The 24,237-nt window shown below is 67.6% G+C and carries 21 protein-coding genes; 10 read left to right on the top strand and 11 right to left on the bottom strand.

Translation table 11 applies throughout. From position 1 onward, the window contains the following. Positions 1–30: 30 nt before the first annotated feature. The 3 genes from EV657_RS13835 to prpE form a co-directional block, all read right to left on the bottom strand. On the bottom strand, positions 31–1,449 hold the full coding sequence (locus EV657_RS13835; RefSeq protein ID WP_134078385.1) for a sigma-54-dependent transcriptional regulator: 1,419 nt from the start codon (positions 1,447–1,449) through the stop codon (positions 31–33). After that, on the bottom strand, positions 1,446–3,038 hold the full coding sequence (locus EV657_RS13830; protein ID WP_134078382.1) for a hybrid sensor histidine kinase/response regulator: 1,593 nt from the start codon (positions 3,036–3,038) through the stop codon (positions 1,446–1,448). Before EV657_RS13830 ends, EV657_RS13835 begins: the two co-directional genes overlap by 4 nt. A gap of 210 nt (positions 3,039–3,248) precedes the next feature. Further along, positions 3,249–5,144 carry a propionate-CoA ligase PrpE gene (gene prpE / locus EV657_RS13825; protein WP_134078380.1) on the bottom strand — a complete coding sequence of 632 codons (1,896 nt, stop codon included), beginning with the start codon at positions 5,142–5,144 and terminating at the stop codon, positions 3,249–3,251. 190 nt (positions 5,145–5,334) lie between these two features. Here prpE and EV657_RS13820 point away from each other — a divergent pair, with 190 nt between their 5' ends. The 6 genes from EV657_RS13820 to EV657_RS13795 all read left to right on the top strand — a co-directional run bounded on the left by EV657_RS13820 (position 5,335) and on the right by EV657_RS13795 (position 10,440). Continuing rightward, on the top strand, positions 5,335–5,724 hold the full coding sequence (locus EV657_RS13820) for a cytidine deaminase (RefSeq protein ID WP_075786617.1): 390 nt from the start codon (positions 5,335–5,337) through the stop codon (positions 5,722–5,724). Between the two features lies 1 nt (position 5,725). Next, positions 5,726–7,036: a thymidine phosphorylase gene (locus tag EV657_RS13815; RefSeq protein ID WP_134078377.1), complete on the top strand. Its 1,311-nt coding sequence runs from the start codon at positions 5,726–5,728 to the stop codon at positions 7,034–7,036. Further along, entirely contained in the window at positions 7,033–8,244 is a 1,212-nt protein-coding gene (locus EV657_RS13810) for a phosphopentomutase (RefSeq protein WP_134078375.1), read from the top strand. The genes EV657_RS13815 and EV657_RS13810 overlap by 4 nt, the downstream gene beginning before the upstream one ends. Further along, on the top strand, positions 8,241–9,224 hold the full coding sequence (locus EV657_RS13805; RefSeq protein WP_134078373.1) for an adenosine deaminase: 984 nt from the start codon (positions 8,241–8,243) through the stop codon (positions 9,222–9,224). Before EV657_RS13810 ends, EV657_RS13805 begins: the two co-directional genes overlap by 4 nt. Continuing rightward, a complete protein-coding gene (gene upp, locus EV657_RS13800; RefSeq protein ID WP_113670365.1) occupies positions 9,217–9,849 on the top strand; it encodes a uracil phosphoribosyltransferase in 633 nt (210 codons plus the stop codon). Before EV657_RS13805 ends, upp begins: the two co-directional genes overlap by 8 nt. A gap of 63 nt (positions 9,850–9,912) precedes the next feature. Further along, entirely contained in the window at positions 9,913–10,440 is a 528-nt protein-coding gene (locus EV657_RS13795) for an SPOR domain-containing protein (protein ID WP_134078370.1), read from the top strand. 25 nt (positions 10,441–10,465) lie between these two features. Here the strand turns inward: EV657_RS13795 and EV657_RS13790 are convergent, their stop codons facing one another. Together EV657_RS13790 and EV657_RS13785 are read right to left on the bottom strand one after the other, a co-directional pair. After that, positions 10,466–11,482, bottom strand: a complete 1,017-nt coding sequence (locus EV657_RS13790) for a hypothetical protein (RefSeq protein ID WP_075786611.1) — start codon at positions 11,480–11,482, stop codon at positions 10,466–10,468. A gap of 121 nt (positions 11,483–11,603) precedes the next feature. Further along, positions 11,604–13,235, bottom strand: coding sequence for a long-chain-fatty-acid--CoA ligase (locus EV657_RS13785; RefSeq protein ID WP_134078367.1), 1,632 nt, complete (start codon positions 13,233–13,235; stop codon positions 11,604–11,606). Between the two features lie 354 nt (positions 13,236–13,589). Between EV657_RS13785 and EV657_RS13780 the strand changes: the two genes are divergently transcribed. Next, positions 13,590–14,324 carry a Hint domain-containing protein gene (locus tag EV657_RS13780; RefSeq protein ID WP_134078365.1) on the top strand — a complete coding sequence of 245 codons (735 nt, stop codon included), beginning with the start codon at positions 13,590–13,592 and terminating at the stop codon, positions 14,322–14,324. On the opposite strand, the gene EV657_RS13775 is transcribed toward EV657_RS13780, so the two are convergent. The 6 genes from EV657_RS13775 to EV657_RS13750 form a co-directional block, all read right to left on the bottom strand. Beyond that, positions 14,312–16,501, bottom strand: a complete 2,190-nt coding sequence (locus EV657_RS13775) for a 3-hydroxyacyl-CoA dehydrogenase NAD-binding domain-containing protein (RefSeq protein WP_134078363.1) — start codon at positions 16,499–16,501, stop codon at positions 14,312–14,314. The genes EV657_RS13780 and EV657_RS13775 overlap by 13 nt on opposite strands. Before the next feature lie 11 nt (positions 16,502–16,512). After that, positions 16,513–17,724, bottom strand: coding sequence for an acetyl-CoA C-acetyltransferase (locus tag EV657_RS13770; RefSeq protein ID WP_075786607.1), 1,212 nt, complete (start codon positions 17,722–17,724; stop codon positions 16,513–16,515). A gap of 20 nt (positions 17,725–17,744) precedes the next feature. After that, complete coding sequence (locus EV657_RS13765) at positions 17,745–18,380, bottom strand: glutathione S-transferase family protein (protein WP_134078361.1); 636 nt, start codon at positions 18,378–18,380, stop codon at positions 17,745–17,747. A 425-nt stretch (positions 18,381–18,805) separates the two neighbouring features. Further along, positions 18,806–20,584 carry an acyl-CoA dehydrogenase C-terminal domain-containing protein gene (locus tag EV657_RS13760; protein WP_134078358.1) on the bottom strand — a complete coding sequence of 593 codons (1,779 nt, stop codon included), beginning with the start codon at positions 20,582–20,584 and terminating at the stop codon, positions 18,806–18,808. Positions 20,585–20,620: 36 nt separating this feature from the next. Continuing rightward, positions 20,621–21,022 carry a MerR family transcriptional regulator gene (locus tag EV657_RS13755; RefSeq protein WP_075786604.1) on the bottom strand — a complete coding sequence of 134 codons (402 nt, stop codon included), beginning with the start codon at positions 21,020–21,022 and terminating at the stop codon, positions 20,621–20,623. A gap of 121 nt (positions 21,023–21,143) precedes the next feature. Next, positions 21,144–21,512, bottom strand: a complete 369-nt coding sequence (locus EV657_RS13750; RefSeq protein WP_134078356.1) for a MerR family transcriptional regulator — start codon at positions 21,510–21,512, stop codon at positions 21,144–21,146. Positions 21,513–21,950: 438 nt separating this feature from the next. On the opposite strand from EV657_RS13750, the gene EV657_RS13745 reads away from it, so the two are divergent. Genes EV657_RS13745 through EV657_RS13735 form a run of 3 tightly spaced genes read left to right on the top strand, consistent with a single transcriptional unit; the run spans position 21,951 to position 24,236 of the window. Then, on the top strand, positions 21,951–22,382 hold the full coding sequence (locus EV657_RS13745) for a PaaI family thioesterase (protein ID WP_075787642.1): 432 nt from the start codon (positions 21,951–21,953) through the stop codon (positions 22,380–22,382). Beyond that, positions 22,379–22,888, top strand: a complete 510-nt coding sequence (locus EV657_RS13740; protein WP_075786602.1) for a PaaI family thioesterase — start codon at positions 22,379–22,381, stop codon at positions 22,886–22,888. Before EV657_RS13745 ends, EV657_RS13740 begins: the two co-directional genes overlap by 4 nt. After that, positions 22,881–24,236, top strand: coding sequence for an MATE family efflux transporter (locus tag EV657_RS13735; RefSeq protein ID WP_113670358.1), 1,356 nt, complete (start codon positions 22,881–22,883; stop codon positions 24,234–24,236). Before EV657_RS13740 ends, EV657_RS13735 begins: the two co-directional genes overlap by 8 nt. Position 24,237: the final 1 nt, after the last annotated feature.

The following is a 24,237-nucleotide window of genomic DNA, read 5'->3' as shown; positions in this document are numbered from 1 at the left end:
TTTCTGCGAAAAATCGGGGGCGCGGACCGGTCAGCCGACCTGGTCCTTGCGCGCCCAAGCCTCGCGTTTTCGGTAAAGCGTCGAGGGCGACACGTCGAGCACCTTGGCCGCGCGCGGCAACGAGCCGCCTTCCCGTGCGATGGTGCCTTCGATCACCACTTGCTCGATCTCGGCCAGCGTACGGCCGATCAGGTCTTCGACCTGGACCGGCGGCGTCGTACTGCCGGTCGCCGGCTGCGGGCTGAAACCCGGCCCCGCCAGACGCCCGCGCTCTTGCTGCAGCGCGATCGGCAACATGTCGAGCGTGACCTCGGGGCCCTGGTTCAGCACCACCGCATGGCGCAGCACGTTCAGCAACTGACGCACGTTGCCGGGCCAGGGCAGGCGCCGGAACAGGTCCGCGACGTCGGGCGCGAGCCTGTCGAAGCTGCGCTCTTCCTCGGCCGAAAGCTTCTCGAGTGCGGCCTGGGCGATCTCGACGACGTCCTCGCCGCGATCGCGCAGCGGCGGCAGGTGGATCGGCACCACGTGCAGGCGGTAGTAGAGATCCTCGCGGAACCGGCCGAGCTTGACCTCCTCGAGCGGATCGCGGTTCGTCGCGCAGACGATCCGGACATTGACCTTGCGGGGATGCGAGGCGCCGATCGGCTGCACCGTCGAGGTCTGCAGGAAGCGCAGGAGCTTGGTCTGCAGCCCCATGTCCATTTCGCAGATCTCGTCGAGGAAGAGCGTCCCGCCGTCGGCGACCGCCGCCGCGCCAGGCTTGTCGGCCAGCGCCCCGGTGAAGGCGCCCTTGAGATGGCCGAAGACCTCGGATTCCAGAAGATCGCGCGGGATTGCGGCGCAGTTGAGCGGTACGAAGGGGCCGTCGGCCCGCGCCGAGGCGGCATGCACGGCTTGCGCGCAGATCTCCTTGCCGGTGCCGCTTTCGCCGGTGATGAAGACCGTGGCCTTGGACCTGCCGACCGAGGCGATCCGGTCGTAGACCGCCACCATCTGCGGCGAACTGCCGACAAAGCCCGTCGGCGGTTCCGGGGTTGTCCGGACCGGCGGGGCGGGGGTCGGCGGTTCGCGGACCGCGCCGCGTTCGGCCAGCGCGGTTTCGACCGCATGCAGGAAGCGCTGTTCGTTGAAGGGCTTGAGCAGAAATTCATAGGCGCCGGCCCGCATCGCCTCGACCGCGCGATTGATCGAGCCGTTGGCGGTGACCACGATCACCCGGGTTTCCGGCGCGAGGGACAAGAATTCCTGCAACAACTCCTGCCCCGGACGATCGGGCAGCATAAGGTCCAGCAGCACGACCGGCGGCTTGAGTTCGCGGAACGCCGCCAGCCCCTCTTCCGCGGTCGAGGCCGAGACCACCTTGTAACCGGCATTGCGCAGCACCGTCTCGTAAATCATCTGCAGAGACGGTGTGTCCTCGATCATCAGAAGCGGGGGAACACTCATGCGCCTGCCTTGCTGTAACGGCTGTCGAATTCGGCCCGGAGCGCGGTGCAGAGGTCATCGATGCTGGTGATGGTGCCTGGGCAGAGCCGCGCGATCTCGGTCTCGTCGGGCAGGCGTGCGGCGGCATTGAGGTTTTCGGCCATCGCCTGCAGGGCGCCATTGCCGACTGCGCCCGCCAGCGAGATCAGCACATGGGTTTGCGACCGCAGCTTGGCCCGGTCGCCCTGGGCGAGGGCCTCGGTCAGACCGGCGCGCACGGTTTCGAGATCGTCCCGCATCCGGGTCAGAAGCTCGCGCCCGTCCTCGGGCCCCGCCAGCGCCAGCAACCGGTCGAGATGCAGCGCGTCGAAGGGCGCGACGTCATGGGACGGAACCAGCATGCAGCCGCAGGGCCGCTTGCGCAACACCCGCAGGATGGCTTCGCCGAACGAGTCGAGGCTGAGGATCGGCTTGGCGAGGATCCCGTCGGCGCCGGCGGCATAGATCTGGTCGCGATTGGCCGACAGCACGAAGGCCGTCACCGCCAGCACCGCGGTGCCGGGCCCGTCGCCTTCGGACGTGCGCAGGCGCCGGATCACGTCGATGCCCGACAGGCGCGGCATTTCGATGTCGATCAGCGCGATGTCGAAGCGGCGCGCGGCCAGAAGCTCGGCCGCGGCCTGGCCGTCCTTGACCAGCGTGCAGCGCGCGCCAAGGGTTTCCAGCATCTGCCGCATCAGAAGCTGGTTCGTGGGGTTGTCCTCGGCCAACAGCACGTCGCAGCGGGACAGATCGGGCAGGTCATGCAGATCGCCCGGCGCATGCACCCCCGGCGCCCAGGCGCCGCGCGGCAGGATGACCGAAACCTCGGCCCCGCCATCGGCCAGGTTCACGACCTGAAGCTGACCGCGCACGCGCCGTGCCAGATCCCGCACGATATGAAGCCCCAGCCCGGTGCCGGGGCGGCTGCTTTCGACCGGCCGTCCGGCGAATTCGAAAAGCCGTGCCAGCGCCGCCTCGGAAAAGCCGGGGCCGGCATCGCGCACCCGCAGGCACAGCGATTCCTGCGGCCCCATATGAACCCGCAGCCGCACCGTTCCTGCCTGGGAATACTTCATCGCATTGCCGATCACGTTCGCCAGTATCCGTTCCAGCGCGGCGGGGTCGGTTCCGACAATGCCGGGCAGGTCGCCATCGGCGTCGAGTGCGAAGGTCAGCCCGTGCTCGTCGGCATGGGCGCGCCAGCGGCTGGCGATCCGGTCGAGGAACGGGTGCAACTGGGTGTGGACCGGCACCTCGGCCCGGTCGACCTCGTCGCCCGACATCAGTGCGACGGTTTCATCGGTCAGCCGGGCAAGCTGTTCGGCCGCGCTTTGGACGCGCTTGAGCTGCAACCGGGAATCGGCGTCGAGCGGACCCAGCTCTGCCAGCGCCAGCCCGCCGAGAATATCCGAGATTGCAGCCCGCATGTCATGGCCCAGCATGGCCGCGCGTTTCTGTGCCCCGCGCCCGGCAAAACTCGGCTCTGCGAGCATGCCCCGACCGGTCGGGCCGAAGTCCTCGTCCCCGCCGACAGTCCCACTGGCGGTGCGTTCCGGGATCGGCAACATCACTACACTCGCATGGGTTGCATTTTCATCTTACTATCGCGCCTGCGGCCAAGCACCAACCTGTCTATTCGTCAGGTCCGGCCAGGATCGGGAAAAAAAGTGCCTAAAAGGTAAAAAAAACGCGAGCCGACGCAAGATTGTCTCTGCGTCGGCTCTAATCCAGGTGCTTTTTCAGTCCGGGACCCGACGCCGGGGCCCGCGGACCGCCTCTCAGGCCGCCTGCGGGTAACCCAGCCGCTTCACCGCATCGGCGATCTCGTCGAGGATCGCCGGGTCGTCGATGGTCGCGGGCATCTTGAAGTCCAGCCCGTCGGCGATCTTGGCCATGGTCCCGCGCAGGATCTTGCCCGAGCGGGTCTTGGGCAGCCGGTCGACGACGCAGGCGAGCTTGAAGGCCGCGACCGGCCCGATCTGGTCGCGCACCAGTCTCACGCATTCGCGGACGATCTCGCCATGGTCGCGGCCGCAGCCCGCGTTGAGGCACACGAAGCCCATCGGCAGTTGCCCCTTCAGCTCGTCGGCGACGCCGATCACCGCGCATTCGGCGACATCCGGGTGGCTCGCCAGCACTTCCTCCATGGCGCCGGTCGACAGCCGGTGGCCCGCGACGTTGATGACGTCATCGGTCCGCGCCATGATGTAAAGATAGCCGTCCTCGTCCTTGTAGCCTGCATCGCCGGTCTCGTAGTAGCCGGGGAAGTGGCTGAGATAGGATTTCTCGAACCGCTCGGGGGCGTTCCACAGCGTTGGCAGCGTACCCGGAGGCAGCGGCAGCTTGATCGCGATGGCGCCCAGCGTGTTCGCGCCGACTTCGTGGCCGCCCTCGTCGAGGATATGCACGTCATAGCCCGGCATCGGCACCGAGGGCGAGCCGATCTTGACCGGCAGCTTCTCGATCCCCAGCGGGTTGCCCGCGATGGCCCAGCCGGTTTCGGTCTGCCACCAGTGGTCGATCACCGGGACGCCCAGCATGCGCTGCGCCCATTTGATGGTGTCCGGATCGGCGCGTTCGCCCGCGAGATACAGCGCCTTCAGCCCGGTCAGGTCGTATTTGTTGACATATTCGCCGTTCGGGTCCTCGCGCTTGATGGCGCGGAAGGCGGTGGGGGCGGTGAAGAAGCTCTTCACCTTGTGTTCCGAGACCACCCGCCAGAACACGCCGGCATCGGGAGTGCCCACGGGCTTGCCCTCGAAGACGATGGTGGTGTTGCCGTGGATCAGCGGCGCATAGCAAATATAGCTGTGCCCCACGACCCAGCCCACGTCCGAGGCGGCCCAGAACACATCGCCCGGCTCGAGGTTGTAGATGTTCTTCATCGTCCAGTTCAGCGCCACCAGATGGCCGCCGGTCGGACGCACCACCCCCTTGGGCTGGCCGGTGGTGCCAGAGGTATAAAGGATATAGGCCGGGTGGTTGCCCTCGACCGGCACGCATTCCGCGGGCTGAACGCCGTACTGGAAGCCGTGCCAGTTGACGTCGCGACCCTCGGTCAGCTGCGCCACTTCCTGTTCGCGCTGGTAGATCACGCAGAATTCGGGCTTGTGGGTGGCCTGGTCGATGGCGCCGTCCAGCAGAGGCTTGTAATGCACCAGACGGCCCGGCTCGATCCCGCAGGAGGCGGCCATGATGCATTTCGGCTTGGCGTCGTCGATCCGGACGGCCAGTTCGTGCGCGGCGAAGCCGCCGAACACCACCGAATGGACCGCGCCCAGACGCGCGCAGGCCAGCATCGCTTCCAGCGCCTCGACGATCATCGGCATGTAGATGATGACCCGGTCGCCCTTGGTCACGCCCTTGTCGCGCAGCGCCCCCGCCAGCGTCGCCACGCGGTTGCGCAGTTCCACATAGGTGATTTCGCGCTTGGTATGGGTGATCGGGCTGTCATAGATGATCGCGACCTGTTCGCCGCGGCCCTGTTCCACATGACGGTCGACCGCGTTCCAGCAGGTGTTGACCATGCCGTCGCTGAACCATTCGTAATGGGGCGCATTCTCGTCGAACAGCGCCTTGGAGGGTTTTTCCACCCAGTCGATCGCCTCTGCGGCTTCCATCCAGAAGCCGTTGGGGTCCGCCTTCCAGCGTTCGTAGACCTCGGCATATGACATGACTTTCCTTCCCTCCGCGTAACTGGCGCAATTCTGTTACGCAGGGAGTTCAAGTTGCGCAAGATAGAAACTCCATCTCAAATGAATGTTAGCGCAATCGCCCGCCCGCCGCGCCAATTCGTCGCGATTTCGCGTGGGCTTGCATCGGCCGCACCGGCGCCGCAGATTGTCCGGGAAACGGGAGGACCCCATGCCGCTACTGACCGCTGCCCGCGCGGTGCGCGAAAACGCCTATGCCCCCTATTCGAACTTCAAGGTCGGGGCGGCGATCCTGGGGGCGGACGGGCAGGTCTATACCGGCTGCAATGTCGAGAACGCGGCCTATCCCGAAGGGACCTGCGCCGAGGCCGGTGCGATTGCCGCGATGGTGGCTGCGGGCTGCCGCGAGATCCGCGAGGTGGCGGTGATTGCCGACAGCCCCGATCCGGTGCCGCCTTGCGGCGGCTGTCGCCAGAAGCTGGCCGAGTTCGCCGGGCCCGAGGTCAGGGTGACGCTGGCCACGACCGGCGGCGCCACCCGGGTCGCAACCCTGGCCGACCTGCTGCCCGGGGCCTTCACGCCCGCCCATATGGACAACTGACATGGATGCCCGCAGCATCATCGCGCGGGTTCGCGATGACGAGGCCCTGACCGACGCGGACCTGCTCTGGTTCGCCGAGGGCCTCGCCACCGGCGCCGTGACCGATGCCCAGGCGGGCGCCTTTGCCATGGCGGTTCTGCTGAACGGGTTGACCGCCCCCGAGAGGGTCGGGCTGACGCGGGCGATGCGCGACAGCGGCAAGGTGCTCGACTGGGACCTGCCGGGGCCGGTGCTCGACAAGCATTCGACGGGCGGCATCGGCGATTGCGTGTCGCTGGCGCTGGCGCCCGCGCTCGCCGCCTGCGGCGCCTTCGTGCCGATGATCTCGGGGCGCGGGCTCGGTCATACCGGCGGCACGCTCGACAAGCTCGAATCGATCCCCGGCTATCGCAGCGAGGTGTCGGTCGCGGATCTCAGGGCGATCACGGCGCAGGTTGGCTGCGCCATCGTCGGCGCCTCGGGCGACATCGCCCCCGCAGACCGGCGGCTTTACGCGATCCGCGATGTCTCGGGCACGGTCGAGAGCATCGACCTGATCACCGCCTCGATCCTGTCCAAGAAACTGGCTGCCGGGCTCGAGGCGCTGGTTCTCGACGTAAAGGTCGGGTCGGGCGCCTTCATGAAGGACATGGAAGAGGCCGAGGATCTGGCCCGCGCGCTGGTCGCGACGGCGCAGGGGGCGGGCTGCATGACGGCCGCGCTGATCACCGACATGTCCCAGCCGCTGGTCGGCGCCGCGGGCAATGCGCTTGAGGTGATCGAGGTGATGGAGACCCTGACCGGCACGGGTGTCACGCCTGCGCTCTGGGATCTGACCTGCGCGCTGGGCGGCGAGGTACTGGCGCTGGGCGGTCTGGCCGATGATGCGGCCGACGGCGCGCTGAGGATCGCGAATGCGCTGGAATCGGGCGAGGCCGCGCTCAAGTTCGGCGAGATGGTGGCCGAGCTCGGCGGCCCGGCCGATTTCGTCGAGCGCTGGCCCGACCGGCTGCCGGCCGCGCCGGTGCTTTGCGAGATCACGGCGCCCGAGGGCGGCATCGTTCAGGCGATCGACGGCGAGGCGCTGGGCCTTGCGGTGGTGACGCTTGGCGGCGGGCGGCGGCGCGAGGGCGACCGGATCAACCCGGCGGTCGGGCTGGCCGAGATGGCGGCGCTGGGCGACCGGATCGCACCGGGCGAGCCGCTGGCCATTGTCCACGCGGCCAGCGACACCGATGCCGACGCGGTCGCGGCGCGGGTGCGGGCGGCCTTCCGCCTGGGCGACACCGCACCCGAGATCCCGCCGCTGGTGCAGCGGAGGGTTCTGCGATGAGCCGGGCCTTCCTCGTGGTGATGGATTCCGTCGGCTGCGGCGGGGCGCCCGATGCCGACGGGTTCTTCAACGAGGACCGGCCCGATACCGGCGCGAACACACTTGTCCATATCGCACAGGCCTGTGCCGAGGGCCGCGCCGATACCGGGCGTTCCGGGCCTTTGAAATTGCACAATCTCGACAATCTGGGTCTGGGGGCCGCCAGTCGTCTGGCCTCGGGGCGGACTGCGCCGGGGCTTGGGGCCGCGCCGCAGGGGCTGTGGGGCGCCGCGACCGAGGTGTCGCGCGGCAAGGATACGCCCTCGGGGCATTGGGAACTGGCCGGGGTGCCGGTGCCCTGGGACTGGACCTATTTCCCGCGAGAGCTTCCCGCCTTCCCCGAGGATCTGCTGGCCGAGATCCGCCAGATCGCGGGCACCGACGGCACGCTGGGCAATTGCCATGCCTCGGGCACCGAGATCGTCGAGCGGCTCGGCGCCGAACATCTGCGGACCGGCTGGCCGATCCTTTACACCTCGGCCGACAGCGTCTTTCAGATCGCGGCGCATGAAGAGGCCTTTGGGCTCGACCGGCTTTATGCGCTTTGCGCGGGCATCGCGCCGCGGCTTCATGCGATGCGCATCGGCCGGGTCATCGCGCGGCCCTTCACCGGCACGGCCGAAACCGGCTTTGTGCGGACGCCGCGCCGGCACGACTATGCCATGACGCCGCCCGCGCCGACGCTGTGCGACTGGGTTCAGGGGGCCGGGCGGCGGGTGCAGGCCATCGGCAAGATCGGTGACATCTTCTCGATGCGTGGCATCGACGAGGTCCGCACCGGCCCCGATGCCGAGCTGATGGCCCATTGGGTCGACCTGATGGACGAGGCGCCCGAGGGCAGCCTGACCTTCGCCAATTTCGTCGAGTTCGACAGCCTTTACGGCCACCGCCGCGACGTCGCGGGCTATGCCCGGGCGCTGGAATGGTTCGACGCGGCGCTGCCGCCCGTTCTGGCGCGGATGCGGCCCGGCGATCTGGTGCTGATCACCGCCGATCATGGCAACGATCCGACCTGGACCGGCACCGACCATACCCGCGAACGGGTGCCGGTCATCGGCGCCGGGGTCGGGCCACGGGCGGCCGGTCTTTGCGCCTTTGCCGATATCGGCGCCAGCGTGGCGGCGCATCTCGGCGTTCCCTCCCAAGGCCCCGGACGGAGTTTCCTGTGACCGACCTGCCCAAGATCGAATTGCATCACCATCTGGAAGGCGCCGCGCCCCCGGCGCTGATCCGCGACTTGGCCCGGGCGCATAACTTGGACATTTCCCGCATTTTCGATGCCGAGGGCACCTATTATTACGCGGATTTCTTACAGTTTCTCGATATCTACGAAGCCGCCTGTTCGACCCTGAAAACGCCCGAGGACTATGCCCGCCTGACCGCGGCCGTGCTGGAAGAGGCGGCGGCCGAAGGCGTGATCTACCTTGAAACCTTCCTGTCGCCAGACTTTTGCGGCGGCTGCGATCTGTCGGCCTGGGTCGAGCATCTTGAGGCGATCCGCGAGGCGGCGGAGCGCGCCGAGGGCGATGGCATCCTGCTGCGCGCCACCGTCACCTGCATCCGTCATCTGGGCCCCGACCGGGCGCGCGAGGCCGCGCGCTGTGCGGCCGAGACAGCGGGCGATTTCGTCGTGGGCTTCGGCATGGCGGGGGACGAGAGCCGCGGGCGGCTGCGCGACTTCGCCTATGCCTTCGACATGGCGCGCGAGGCCGGTCTTGGGCTGACGGTCCATGCCGGCGAATGGAGCGGCCCGGCCTCGGTGCGCGAGGCGCTGTCGGATCTTCGGGTCGACCGCATCGGCCATGGCGTGCGCGCCATCGAGGACCCGGGGCTGGTCGAGCATCTGGCCGAGACGGGGACGGTGCTGGAGGTCTGCCCGGGGTCCAACGTGGCGCTGGGGCTTTACCCGTCGCTGGCGGCCCATCCGATCGACCGGCTGAGGCGCGCGGGCGTCAAGCTGACCGTTTCGACCGACGATCCGCCCTTCTTCCACACAACGATGCGGCGCGAATATGCCCGGCTGGCCGAAACCTTCGGCTGGGAAGACAGCGATTTTGCCGCGATGAACCGGGTGGCCCTTGACGCCGCCTTCTGCGATGCGGAAACCCGCGCAAAGCTCAAGACCCGCCTGGAGGCCGCCGATGTATGACCATCTGACCGTTGTCACCCACCCGCTGGTGCAGCACAAGCTGACGCTGATGCGCGACAAGAACACCTCGACCGCCGGGTTCCGGCAGCTGCTGCGCGAGATCAGCCAGCTCTTGGCCTACGAGATCACCCGCGAGCTGGAAATGACCACCCGCCGGATCGAAACCCCGCTCTGCACGATGGACGCGCCGGTTCTGGAGGGCAAGAAGCTGGTGCTGGTCTCGATCCTGCGGGCGGGCAACGGGTTGCTGGACGGTGTGCTGGAGCTGGTGCCCTCGGCCCGGGTCGGCTTTGTCGGGCTTTACCGCGACGAGACCACGCTGGAGCCGGTGCAGTATTATTTCAAGGTGCCGCAGGATCTGAAGGACCGGCTGGTGATCGTGGTCGACCCGATGCTGGCCACCGGCAATTCCTCGGCCGCGGCGGTCGAGCTTTTGAAAAAGGCCGGCGCCAACGACATCCGCTTCATGTGTCTTCTGGCCGCGCCCGAGGGCGTCGCCCGGATGAAGGAGGCGCATCCCGATGTGCCGATCGTCACCGCCTCGATCGACGAACGGCTGAACGAGCAGGGCTATATCATGCCCGGGCTCGGCGATGCGGGCGACCGGATGTTCGGCACGCGGTAGCGGTTTTCGGCTTTACACCCTCCGGGTGCGGTGTCACGCTTTTTGCGAAAAGGTGAGGGTGCCATGCCGTATCAGCGATATCGTCTGGCCGGGGCCGCGGTTCTGGCGCTGGGGCTCGGGTGTCCCGGTGCCGCGCCGGTCCGGGCCGAGTCCGCCCCCGTTGGCGCGGTGCCGCTTCAGGTGCTGCCGGGCTATCGCGCGGTCTGGGAAGACGACCGGCTCAATCCGCTGCGCGGCCGCAGGACCGACTGGGGCGATGCCCAGATGCGGACGGTCTGGACCGAGCGTGTGCCGCAACGCCTGGTCGATCCGGCGCTTCGGCCGCCCCAAGCGGTTGCGCCCGTCGCGGTGCCGCCCTCGGCGGGCAGCCGGTACATTCAGGTCGGCGCCTTCACCGAGGCCGATGCGGCGGGCGATGCGGTGGCCGATCTGCACCGTCTGGGTCTGCCGGCACGACAGGGCCGGGTGATGGCGGATGGAGAACTGGTCACGGTGATCTTCGCGGGTCCCTTCGCCGACCGCGAAAGCCATGGCCGCGCGCAAAGCGTCTTGAGGCGGGCGGGCTATACGCCCGTGTCCCCCGCGCGCTGAGACCGTCTTTCGGGCAAGCCCCCTGTCAGCCGCCGCAGATTGCCTGCAGCCTCAGCCAGTCGCCATCGGAGATTGGCGCATCGGTCTCGCGTCCCTGCAACGGGTCATTCCGGATCAGCCCCCGCACGCTCTCGCCGGTCACGTCCCGGGCCAGCGCGTAAGGCGTCGAGGGCAAACCGGCAGCCGCGAAACGCGCCAGCAGGTCGGCCTCGGGCAGCGGGGCTTCGGGCGCCACCAGCACGTGGTGGGCATAGGCCGACAACGCTCCGTCGGGCAGGGTGCCGGTGGTCAGAAGGCGGAAGGTGGCCAGGGGTCCGGCGGCGCGCAGCAGATCGGCCAGCGGGTCCGAGCGGGCGGCGCGCGCATCCTCGGCCAGGATGAAGCCCGCCACGGCGGCGACGTCCTCGTAATCCTCGACCAGGGCCCGGTTCAGCAGGATCACCCCGCCGGGCAGATGCAGCGCACGCGGCAGGCCGCCGGGCAAGACCCTCACCGTCCGCGCCGTGCCCGGCAGCAGCCGCGCGGCCAGCCGGTCCAGCGCGCGCTGCCCGCCGGGCCGGTCGCAGGGGGTGCCGGCCGCGTCGGCCATCCGGGCCAGCAACGCCTGGCCGATCTCGGCGCGCACCTCGGGCGGGGCGACCGCCACGGTCTGGCGCACCAAAGCCCCGGGCAGCCAGAACGCCGCCAGCGCCGCAAGGCCCGCCAGCGTCCCCGCGACGATCCAGATCCGCAGCCGCCCCGGACGCGGCCGCGCCCGGCCGATGGCCCGGCGCACCGTTTCAAGCGCCTCGACCATCAGGTCGTCGTCGATCTCGAGCGTTTCGCCGCTATCGGCCCCCGGCGAATACAGCGCGGGCGACTGGCCGGGGTTCAGCCGCTCGAGCGCGGCCAGCGACCAGTGCGTCAGCACCCGTTCGGCGCTGTCCGACACCACCAGCGAGGCATCGCCGAAGGACAGGATCACGTCACGCCGCTGGGCCTCGGGGCTTTCGCGCCAGAGGCCGGGGCTTTCGAGGCGTTGGAATTTCTTGAGCGCCGTCATGGGCGGCCGGTCTTGCCTGCACGTTCTGCTGGGTTTGTCGGCGGACGATAGCCGACCCGCCCGCCGCCCACAATGTCACAACGTCCCCTTGCGGCGCGTGGCCGCCGCGGGACGGGTCTCTTCAGAGCGTCTTCGCGATCTTTCTCAGCTCGAATTTCTGGATCTTGCCGGTCGAGGTCTTGGGCAGCTCCTGAAACACCACCCGCTTGGGGGTCTTGAAGCCCGCCAGCCGTTCGCGCGCGAAGGCGATCAGCGCGTCGCCATCGACCGAATGGCCGTCCTTCAATTCGACGAAGGCGCAGGGCACCTCGCCCCACTTTTCGTCGGGCTTCGCAACCACCGCACACAAGAGCACATCGGGATGGTGCATCAACACGCCCTCGACCTCGACCGAGCTGACGTTTTCTCCGCCCGAGATGATGATGTCCTTGGCGCGGTCGGCGATCTCGAAATAGCCATCCTCGTGCTGATGGGCCAGATCGCCCGAATGGAACCAGCCGCCCTGAAAGCTCTCGCGGGTGGCGCGGGGGTTCTTCAGATAGCCCTTCATCACCCCGTTGCCGCGGAACATGATCTCGCCCTGGTGCTGCCCGTCCATCGGCACCTGCTCCATGGATTTCGGGTCCAGAACGGTCACCTCTTCCATGAAGGGCATGGCCACGCCCTGACGCGCCTTCATCCGGGCACGTTCCTCGGTCGGCAGCGCGTCCCACTCCTCGGCTCGCCAGGTGCATTCGGTCGCGGGGCCATAGGTTTCGGTCAGCCCGTAGACATGGGTGATGTTGAAGCCCAGCGGCTCGATCGCGGCAAGCGTCGCGGCGGCGGGCGGCGCGCCGGCGGTAAAGACCTCGACAATGTGGTCGAAGGCGCGCCGATCCTCGTCCTTCGCGTTGACCAGCATGTTCATCACGATGGGAGCGCCGCCGAAATGGGTCACGCCCTCGTCGGCGATGGCATCGTAGATGGCGCGGGCGGTGATGTCGCGGCAACAGACGACAGTGCCGCCGAGCGCCGCGATCATCCAGGTGTGGCACCAGCCGTTGCAGTGAAAGAGCGGCACGATGGTCAGGTAGGTCGGGTGCATCACCAGACGCCAGCTCACGATCTGGCCCATCGCGTTCAGATAGGCGCCGCGATGGTGATAGACGACGCCCTTGGGCCGCCCGGTGGTGCCCGAGGTATAGTTCAGCGCGAGGCTTTCCCATTCGTCCTCGGGCAGGATCCAGTCGAAATCGGGATCGGCCTCGGCCAGGATGTCTTCGTATTCGGGAAAGTCGCCGAAGTCGTGCACGCCCTCGGGATCGTCGCCGACCTCGATGATGATGGGGCGCTCGCCCTCCATGTCCTCCAGCGCATCGGCCGCGAGCGGCAGGAATTGCGGATCGACCAGCAGCACCCTGGCGCCGCCATGATCGAGGATGTAGCTGACGGTATTGGGGTCGAGCCGGATGTTGATGGTGTTCAGCACGGCCCCGCAGGCGGGCACGGCCCAGGTCGCCTCGGCCTGCGCGGGCACGTTGGGCAGCAGCGTCGCCACCACGTCGCCGGGTTTCACCCCCATCGCCGCCAGTGCCGAGGCCAGCCGGGTCACCCGGTCATGGTACTGCCGGTAGGTATAGCGGCGCTGGCCATAGACCAGCGCCACCCGGTCGGGAAAGACCCGCACCGCGCGTTTCAGAAAGGACAGCGGCGTCAGCGGCACGTAGTTCGCCGCGCATTTTTCCAGACCGGTTTCATCGGACAGCCATCCCATGGCCCACCTCCCTCGCTCGATACGATATCCCGGCCCGATCTTGGCCAGAGCCGCCGCCGGAGGGAAGGGGGCTGCGTCTCGAAGGTCGGGTCGCCGTGCGTTTTTTGCGCGCTGACAGCGGTCGTGCCGGTCGGGCCAAGCTCCCGTTCGGTCACACGTTGCCGACGACAGGCGGAATTGGTCGCCGGACCGGTGGCCCGTGCCACAAAGCCGTCGGGATCGGGTCCAATTGGGGACGGGATCGTAATTTAGAATTATTCAACCGGCGCCCGCAGAGTGGCGCCGCGTCGACCGCGTGCCGACGCTGCCCGAACCCTTGGCATCAGGGCCGCTCGGAAAGGGGGAGTAACCGCAATGGGATTCAGAATCAACTTTCATGGCAGCCGACCGGTCCCCGAAGAGGCCGAGGCTGCGGATCTGGCCACGCAGTCGCTGGCCGGGCTCGCCTGCGGGTTCAGCGCGGGCACGCGGCTTGCGACCCGCGACGGCTGGCGCCCGGTCGAGGCGTTGGTGCCCGGAGACATGGTGCTGACCTTCGACCGCGGCTCGCAGCCGATCCGGTCGGTCGAGCGCGGCTTTCTGTGGCGCGGTCCCTCGGCCTGCCCGCTGCCGCTTTGGCCTCTCGACGTGCCCGAAGGCGTGCTCGACAACACGCAGCCGCTGATGCTTCTGCCCGAACAGACCCTGCTGATCGAGTCCGATCTCGCCGAAGAGATCTACGGCGATCCGTTCGTTCGTCTTCCGGCCAGCATTCTGGACGGCGTGCTGGGCATCCGGCGGACGGCGCCGCTGCTGGGATCGTCCGTGCCGGTGGTCTCGATCGCGTTCGAGTCGCCCGAGATCGTCTATGCCAATGGCGCGGCGCTGGTGCATTGCCCGCCGCGCAAGGTCGGCGAGACGCTGTCGATCGACCGCCTGCGCGAGCTTCATTTCGAGGCGCTGGCCTGCGGTGTCATTCCTACGCTGGACGATGCCCGCCGCATCGTCGCAGCACTGGAAAGCGCGCAGGCCGGGGCGGCCTCTCCGCCCCGGTTGCCGATGGTGCAGACCGTTCCGCTCTTGGACGCGCTTCTGATTCACGCCGCCTGAGCGTCGGGTCCGAAGCGCGCATAGAAGCTCTCGCCCGCCTCTGCCATCTCGCGCAGCAAGGCGGGCGGGGCGAAGCGGTCGCCGTGACGCTGGGCCAGGTCCTCGCAGAGAGCAACGGCTTTTGCGGCCCCCATCATGTCGAGCCAGGACAGCGGCCCGCCCGACCAGGGCGCAAAGCCCCAGCCGAGGATCGCGCCGACATCGCCTTCGCGGATGTCCATAAGCACGCCGTCCTCCAGCGCCCGCACCGCCTCCAGCACCTGCGCGAACAGCAGCCGGTGCTGCACCTCGTGCACATCCGGCTGATCCGCCGCGGGCGGGAACTTGGCGGCAAGCCCGTCCCAAAGCCCGGTCCGCTTGCCCGCCTCGTCATAGGCGTAAAAGCCGGCCTTGGCCTTCCGGCCCAGGCGGCCCTCGTCGGCCAGCCAGAAGATCACTTCGTCCACGGCACCATCGGGATAGGCCTCGCCCATCGCGGCCCGGGTGGCCTTGGCGATCTTGACGCCCAGATCGATCGAGGTCTCGTCGACCAGTTGCAGCGGCCCCAGCGGCATGCCCACCAGCCGGGCCGCGTTCTCGATCAGTGCGGGCGAGACGCCTTCGGCCACCATGCGGATCCCTTCGTTCAGATAGGGGATGATGCAGCGGTTGGCGTAGAAGAAACGCGCATCGTTGACCACGATGGGGGTCTTGCGGATCTGGCGCACGAAATCGAGCGCCTTGGCCACGGCCCGGCCGCCCGTGGCCTTGCCCTTGATGATCTCGACCAGCAGCATCTTTTCGACCGGGCTGAAGAAGTGGATGCCGATGAAATCCTCGGGCCGGTGCGCCGCCTTTGCCAGATCGGTGATCGGCAGGGTCGAGGTGTTGGTTGCAATAATGCAATCCGGGCCCACCGCGGCCTGCACCTTCTTCGTGACCTCGGCCTTGATGCCCGGGTCCTCGAACACCGCCTCGACGATCAGATCGGCGCCTTTCAGCGCGTCATAATCGGTGGTTGCGGTGATGCGGTCGAGGATCTCGGCCTTCTTCTCGGGGCTGGCCTTGCCGCGCTTGATGCCCTTGTCCATGTAGGATTCTGTATAGGCGCGGCCCTTGTCGGCGGCCTCCTGGGACTGGTCGACCAGCACCACCTCGATCCCGGCCTGGGCCGAGACCAGCGCAATGCCCGCGCCCATCATGCCCGCGCCGAGGATGCCGAGCTTCTTCACCGTCTGGTCAGGCACGCCCGCTGGCCGCACCGCGCCCTTTTCCAGTGCCTCCTTGTTGATGAAGAGCGACCTGATCATCGCCGAGGAAGACGGGTTCATCAGCACATGGGTGAACCAGCGCGCTTCGATCTTCAGCGCCGTGTCGAAGGGCACCAGCGCGCCCTCGTAGACCGCGCTCAGAAGCGCCTTGGCGGCCGGGTAGACCCCCTTGGTCTTGCCATGCACCATGGCCGAGGCGCCGACGAAGGTCATGAAGCCCGCCGGGTGATAGGGCGCGCCGCCCGGCATCTTGTAGCCCTTCTCGTCCCAGGGCTTGACAATGTTCGGTTCGGACAAGACCCAGGCGCGGGCGGCCGCCACCGGGTCCTCGGCCACCTCGTCGATCAGCCCAGCGGCTTTTGCCTTCTTCGGGTCCGACAGCTTGCCTTCCAGCAGGAAGGACGAGGCCCCCATGGCACCCAGCTTGCGCACCAGCCGCGTGGTGCCGCCGCCGCCCGGGAAGATGCCGACCATGATCTCGGGCAGGCCGATCTTGGCCTTGGGATTGTCGGCGGCAAAGATCCGGTGGCAGGCCAGCGGCAGTTCAAGCCCGATCCCCAGCGCTGTGCCGGGCAGGGCGGCGGCAATCGGCTTGCCGCCCTTGTTGCGGTCGTCCATGCCCGCACGCTCGATCTTCCGCAGCAGGCCATGCAGCTGCATGAGGCCCTCGAAAAGGCCGCGCGCCGGGTCGTCGCCCGCCTCCTGTTTCATCCGGGCGATGACATTCAGGTCCATCCCGCCCGCGAAGTCCTTCTTGCCCGAGGTCAGCACGATGCCCTTGACCGCCTCGTCGGCCAACGCGCTGTCGATATGGGCGTTCAGCTCTTCGATGCCGGTAAAGCTAAGCACATTCATGCTTTTGCCGGGCACATCCCAGGTGATCGTGGCGATGCCGTCCGCATCGGTCGCGTAGTGAAATTCGGTCATTCTCGCCTCCCTCAGACCCGTTCGATGATGGTTGCGGCACCCATGCCGGAGGCCACGCAAAGCGTGGCAAGCCCGGTGCCCTTGCCGGTGCGCTCGAGCTCGTCGAGCAGCGTGCCGAGGATGATCGACCCGGTCGCGCCCAACGGGTGACCCAGCGCGATGGCCCCGCCGCAGGGGTTCACGACGCCCGGGTCGACATCGAAGGCCTGCATGAAACGCAGCACGACCGCCGCGAAGGCCTCGTTCACTTCGAACAGGTCGATGTCGGAAATCTGCATGCCCGCGTCCGTCAGGATCTTCTGGGTGGCGGGCACGGGACCGGTCAGCATGATGGTCGGATCGGTGCCGATCTTGCAGGTGGCCCGGATCCGGGCGCGGGGTTTCAGCCCGTGCGCCTGACCGAACTCGGCGCTGCCGATCAGGATGCCCGCGGCGCCGTCGACGATGCCCGACGAGTTGCCCGCGTGATGGACATGTTCGATCCGTTCAAGATGGGGGTATTTCATCAGCGCCAGCTGATCGAAACCCGGCATCATTTCGCCCATGTCCTTGAACGACGGCTTCAGCGCGCCCAGCGTCTGCATGTCGGTGCCCGGGCGCATGTATTCGTCGCGCCCGAGGATGGTCAGCCCGTTCACGTCCTTCACCGGCACGATCGAGCGGGCAAAGCGGTCTTCCTCCCAGGACCGCGCCGCGCGCGTCTGGCTTTCGACAGCCAGCCCGTCGACATCGTCGCGCGAGAATCCGTATTCGGTCGCAATGATGTCGGCCGAGATGCCTTGCGGGACGAAATAGGTCTTCATCGCCAGGCTGGGATCGACGGCGATGGCGGCCCCGTCGCTGCCCATGGCGACCCGGCCCATCATCTCGACCCCGCCCGCGATATAGGCGCGGCCCGCGCCGGCCCTCACCTGGTTCGCGGCGAGGTTCACGGCCTCGAGCCCGCTGGCGCAGAAGCGGTTGATCGACAGCCCCGGGATCGATTCATCGAGCCCCGAGGCCAGCACCGCGCTCCGTGCAAGGCAGCCGCCCTGTTCGCCGACCTGGGTCGCGTTGCCCCAGATCACGTCCTCGACCGCGTGCCCCTCAAGCCCGTTCCGGTCCTTCAGCGCGTCCAGAACCACGGCCGACAGCCGCAGAGAGGTCACTTCGTGCAGGCTGCCGTCCTTGCGGCCCTTGCCCCGCGGGGTGCGCACCGCGTCGTAGATGAAAGCGTCTGTCATATGTCCTCCTCATAGAACTCTCAGGCCCGGTCGGCGGGCGAGCCGGGCATCGTGTCATAGGGGTGTCTCCATCCGGGCAGCGCCTCGATCCGGCCGAGCCAGGCGTCGATGGCGGGCAGGGCCCGGCGGTCGAAGCCGAAGGGCTCGGGGTAGAACAGATAACCGCAGCAGGCGAAATCGGCGGTGGTGGGGCCGTCGCCCACCAGCCAGTCGCGGTCCTGCAAGACGCGTTCGAGCGTCTGCAACGACGCCGTCACCCGGCCGGACAACCAGCGGATCGCCTCATGCGGGCGTTTCTCCTCGGGCAGGAAGTTCATCATGAAGCGCAGGCTTCCGGCCTGGCCCGACATCTTGTGATTGTCCCAGAACATCCAGCGCAGCACCTCGCGCGCCTCGGCTGCATCGCGCCCGCCGAACCGGCCGGTGGTTTCGGTGACCCAGGCCTGCATCACGCCCGACTGGCTGAGAACCAGATCGCCTGCCACCATGACGGGCACCTCGCCCATCGGGTTCAGCGCAAGAAACTCGGGGCTCCGCGCGCCGCCATTGAAGAAATCGACGTAGACGGGCGTCCAGTCGATCCCGGCGAGGGTCAGGGTCAGGGCCGCCTTGTAGGCATTGCCGCTTTCCCCGAAGCAGTAGAGCTTGACCGTCATTTTCCGAGCGTCCTTCCTGTCCTGAGGGCGCGGGCCGTCCTGGCGCCGCGCCTGTTCGTCCTGTCGGGTCATGGGTATTTTTTCCAAGAAGAAGCCCGAAACGCCGTTATGGATAACCCTACGTTAGGGAGGCTTCGGGCAGTCTGGGCGCGCGGTACAGGCTGGGGAGCCGATGACCGCCCAAGGAGAAGGCCCTCCATCCCGCGGCTTCCGCCCGGCACCGCCCGGGGGCGCCGCGGGGATGGGGGGCTGACCCTGGCTCTTCTGCTTGGCGAAAATACCCAAGACGCACCGCCGGCCGCCCGGCAGCTGTCGTTCGGGCAGGGCAGGACGGTAAGGCGCGGGCAAGGACGCGTCTGCATGTCCGTGATCCGATGATCCGTGTCCGATGATGCGGGGGGGACGGCCCCGAGGGGCCGCACCGTTCAGAAATTCGCCGCGTCGAGCGCCATGACCGGCTCTGCCCCGCTGCGGATGCGCGCGAGATGCAGGGCGGTGGCGGGCAATTGCCGCGCCATGTAATAGCGCCCGGTTGCCAGCTTCGCCTCGTGGAAGGCGCGCGGGCCATGGCCCGCGGCCAGCGCCGCCTGCGAGGCCACGGCCATCTTCGACCACATGAGACCCAAGCAGACATGGCCGAAGAGATGCATGAAGTCGTAGCTTCCCGCGAGCGCGTTGGCCGGGGATTTCATGCCTTCGGCCATGAAATACATCGCCGCCGCCTGCAGGTCCTTCGAGGCCGTCTTCAACGGATCGAGGAAGCCCTCTTTCAGCGCCTCGTCGGCTTCGTGCTCCTTGGCGAAGGTCTTCACCATGTCGAAGAAGGCCATCAGCGCCTTGCCGCCATTCTGCCCGATCTTGCGGCCGACCAGATCCAGCGACTGCACCCCGTTGGTGCCTTCGTAGATCATGGTGATCCGGGCGTCGCGCACGAACTGCTCGGCGCCCGCCGCGCGGGTGAAGCCGGTGCCGCCATAGGTCTGCTGCGCCAGCACCGTCGTCTCGAATCCCTTGTCGGTCAGGAAGCCCTTGATGACCGGGGTCAGCAGCGAGATCATCGCCTCGGCGTCAGGGTCCTGCATCCGGTGGGCGCGGTCGATCATCTGCGCGCCCCAGAAAGTCAGGGCCCGGGCGCCCTCGAGGAAGCTCTTCTGATCCATCAGGTTGCGCCGCACGTCGGGGTGCACGAGGATCGGGTCGGCCGGGCCTTCGGGGTTGGACGGATCGCCCAGCGCCCGGCCCTGCAGCCGTTCCTGCGCGAAGGCCAGCGCGTTTTGATACGCGACCGCCCCTTGCGCATAGCCCTGAAGGCCCACGCCCAGGCGGGCCTCGTTCATCATGGTGAACATGGCGCGCATGCCCTTGTGTTCCTCGCCGACGAGAAAGCCGGTCGCGCCGTCGTAGTTCATCACGCAGGTGGCGTTGGCATGGATGCCCATCTTGTGTTCCAGCCCGCCGCACATAAGGGCGTTGCGCCGGCCCGGGTTGCCGTCCTCGTCGGGCAGGAATTTCGGCACGATGAAGAGCGAGATGCCCTTGATGCCCTCGGGCCCGCCGGGGATGCGCGCCAGCACCAGATGGACGATGTTCTCGGTCAGATCGTGTTCGCCCGCCGAGATCCAGATCTTGGTGCCGGTGATCGCATAGCTGCCGTCGCCCTGCGGCTCGGCCCTGGTGCGGATCAGACCCAGATCGGTGCCGCATTGCGGCTCGGTCAGGTTCATCGTGCCCGACCAGGTGCCCGCGACCATCTTGGGCACATAGGTCGCCTTCTGCTGGTCCGAGCCATGCGCGAGGATCGCCGACATCGCGCCGTGGCTCAGCCCCTGATACATGTTGAAGGCCATGTTGGCCGAAACGAACATCTCGCCCACCGCCGAGTTGATCAGGTAGGGAATGTTCTGGCCACCGACCTCTTCGGGCATGTCGAGCCCGATCCAGCCGCCCGCGCAGATCTGGTCATAGGCGTCCTTGAAGCCCTTGGGCGTGCGCACCACGCCATTGTCCCAGTGGCAGCCTTCGGCGTCGCCGGTCGCGTTCAGCGGCGCCAGAACTTCGGCGGCAAGCTTGCCGGCCTCGCCCAGGATCGCCCCGGTGAAATCGGGGTCAAGCTCGGCATAACCGGGGATGTCGGACGCGCTGATCTTCAGCACGTCATGCAGCAGATACTGCATGTCCTCGGTCGGTGGAGTGTAGATCGGCATGCGTTCCTCCCTTGAACGTCATCCCAACCGCAACGGTCACTCGGCGGCGGGTTTCCTCTTGTCGAAATCGGCCAGCTTCCTCTCTCCCCAGGAGATCTGGCCTTTCAGTTCCGATATGGCGTCGTCCAGTTCCAGACGTTGCCGTTCCATGACCGCCAGCCGTTCCCGGGCCAGCTCGCAGGTGCGACGGAATTGCGTCTCCTGTCCGTCGTCCAGATCGTAGAGGTCCAGCATCTGCCGGATCTCCTCGAGGCTGAAGCCGAAGCGCTTGCCGCGCAGGATCAGCTTGAGCCTGGCCCGGTCGCGCCGACCGTAAAGCCGCCGCTGGCCCTCGCGCAGGGGGGAGATCAACTCCTTGGACTCGTAAAACCGCAACGTGCGCGCGGTCACTTCGAAAGCATCGCACATCTGGCGAATAGTCATTAACTCGTCGGTCATTGGTCGTCCGGATACGTCACTCAGAACTCTGACCTGCGCCCTTTCGGACGGCAAGACAAGGCCTGCTGACGTTTACGTAAACGTAACGCTGCGTCGCAAAATGTCGAGACGGGAAGAGAGGTCAGATCTTGCCGGCGGATGCGGCGTCGCGCAAGGATCGCAGCTCTTCGATCGAGCTGTCGAGCTGGTCGCGCTGTTCGCTGAGAACGCCGAGCTGGCGGTCGGCCATCTGGACCAGCGCGGCCATCTGCGCCTCGCTGCCCTGCTCGTCATAGATCAGCAGCCATTGCCGGATTTCCTCGAGGCTGAAGCCGAACCGGCGTGCTCGGAGGATCAGAGTCATGCGCGCCACTTCCCGCGGACCATAGAAGCGGGCGCGTCCATCCTTGGTGGGGCTCAGCAGTTCGATGTATTCGTAGTACCGCAACGTGCGCGGGGTCACATCGAACCGGGCGCACATCTCCTTGAAACTCAGACGTTCGTCCGCCATCGCCTAAAACTACCAGCCACTTCCGTGCTACTAGCTAAGGCAAATCCGGGGCGCGGATCAATTCGGTTATATGCCTCATAAGGCTTGTTTTTTGACGCACCGCCGAAAATGGCGGTTCCGCAGCGTCAGGTGCCCTCCGGGGGTTCCGAAAATCGGAACGAATGGTGCCGTCCAGAACCGGCGGCGCAGGCCGTCACTGCCCGGAATTGCGCCGGAACGACTGCGAAGTCCCGGAAAATGCGGGCAATCCGGGTCAGGGCTTCCACCGCGCGGTCGTCCTGCCGGACAGGTGTCGCCAATTGGCGACAGCCTGCGGATTTTTACACTTGCAGGGCAGGGGGGCAGACCCAATAACCGGAGCGTTGACCAGAGGAGACAGAGGTGAGCGACACCAGCTCGGACGCGGCGCCGGAAGCGGCGCGGGACGCCGCCGAAGATATGGCGGCAGGGGCAAAGGCGGATGTGGCGCGGCGGTTCATCGAGCAGATCCCCCATGCCCATGCGCTGGCAATGCGGATCGATCAGCTGGGCGAGGGCCGGGCCGAACTGTCGATGCCCTACGATTCGCGTCTGGTGGGCGACCCGCGCAACGGGGTGATCCATGGCGGCGCGGTTTCGGCGCTTCTGGACACCTGCGGCGGCACCGCCGTTCTCAGCCATCCCGAAGGGCCGGCGCATACGGCGACGATTTCGTTGCGGATCGACTACATGCGCGCCGCGACCCCGGGTCAGCGGCTGGTGGCGCGGGCGGAATGCTATCATGTGACCCGCTCGGTGGCCTTCGTGCGGGCGACCGCGACCGATGACGACCGCGGCCATCCGGTGGCGACCGCGACCGGTACCTTCACCGCCGATGGAGGCGCCGAATGAGCCGCGCCGCGCCCGAACCCGTTCAGATCGTCAAGCAGCGGCGCGACGCGGCGCTGTCTGCGCTGGTCGACGGGCTGCCCTATGCGCGTTTCCTCGGGATCTCGTTCGACCGGCGCGGCGACGAGCTGACCGGCGTTCTGGGATTTCACGAGGCCCTGATCGGCAATCCCGAACTGCCGGCGCTGCATGGCGGCGCGACCGCCGCCTTTCTAGAGGTCACGGCCATTGTCGGGCTGTCCTGGGCGATGATCTGGGACGATCTCGAACGCGGGATGCTCGATGCCGCGACGCTGACCCCCGAAACCCTGCCGCGGCTGCCCAAGACCATCGACTTCACCGTCGATTACCTGCGGCCCGGCCTGCCGCGCGACGCCTATGCAAGGGCCCGCGTCAACCGGTCGGGGCGGCGGTATGCCAGTGTCCATGTCGAGGCCTGGCAGGACAACCGCGCCCGGATTTTTGCGCAGGCGACCGGCCATTTCCTGATGCCGCCGCGCGATGGCTGAGGCGGTGCTCCGCCCGGACCGGGACGCGCTCGCTGATCTCGGCCATCGCCGGGTTCTGGCCATCGCGCTGCCCATCGTGCTGTCGAACCTGACCGTTCCGATCCTCGGTGCGGTCGACACCGCCGTGGTCGGTCAGATCGGCGCGGCGGCCCCGATCGGCGCGGTCGGCGTGGGCGCGGTGGCGCTGGCCTCGGTCTACTGGGTGTTCGGGTTTCTGCGCATGGGCACGACCGGACTGACTGCCCAGGCGCGGGGCGCGGGCGATGCGGCCGAGGTGGCCGCGATGCTGTCGCGCGCGCTGATGATCGGGCTGGTCGCGGGGCTTGCCCTGATGGCCTTGCAGATGCCGCTGATCGCCGCCGCGCTGGGCCTTGCCCCCGCCAGCGCCGAGGTCGAGCACATGGCGCGCCAGTACATGGCGATCCGGATCTGGTCGGCCCCGGCCACCATCGCGCTTTACGGCATCAACGGCTGGCTGATCGGGCAGGAGCGCACCCGCGCGGTTCTGGCGATCCAGCTCTGGATGAACGGGCTCAATGTCGGGCTCGACCTGCTTTTCGTGCTGGCGCTGGGCTGGGGAGTGCCGGGGGTGGCGCTGGCCACCTTCCTGGCCGAATGGTCTGGCCTGGCGCTGGGGCTCTGGTTCTGCCGCGACGCGTTTCGCGGCACCGCCTGGCGGGACTGGGCGCGGGTGTTCGACCGGGTGCGGCTGCGCCATATCGCCGGGGTGAATAGCGACATCCTGATCCGGTCGCTGCTGCTGCAGGGGATCGTGCTGTCCTTCCTCTTCCTCGGGGCGGGCTTCGGCGACGTGTCGCTGGCGGCCAATCAGGTGCTGCTGCAGTTCCTGAACATCACCTCCTATGCGCTGGACGGGTTCGCCTTTGCCGCCGAATCGCTGGTCGGTCAGGCGATGGGCGCGGGATCTGTGCTGGCGCTGCGCCGGAGCGCGGTGCTGACCAGCCTCTGGGGCCTGCTGTCGGTCGTGGTTCTGGCCGCGGTCTTCGCCGGATGGGGCGGGGTCCTGGTGGATCTGATGACCACCGCGCCCGAGGTGCGGGCCGAGGCGCGGGTGTTCCTGCCCTACATGGTGGCCGTCCCGGTCGCGGGCATCGGCGCCTGGATGCTTGACGGCATCTTCATCGGCGCCACCCGGACCGCGGACATGCGCAACATGATGGTGATCTCGGCCGCGATCTATGCCGCCGCCGTGGCCCTGCTGTTGCCGCTTTTCGGCAATCACGGGCTCTGGCTGGCGCTTTTGCTGTCCTATGTCGCGCGCGGCGTCACGCTGGGGCTGCGCTATCCGGCGCTCGAGGCGGTGGTCCGCCGCCGCCAGGCGGCCTGAC

Source organism: Rhodovulum visakhapatnamense (assembly GCF_004365965.1).
GTDB lineage: Bacteria > Pseudomonadota > Alphaproteobacteria > Rhodobacterales > Rhodobacteraceae > Rhodovulum > Rhodovulum visakhapatnamense.
This window is presented reverse-complemented; position numbering and strand designations above follow the sequence as displayed.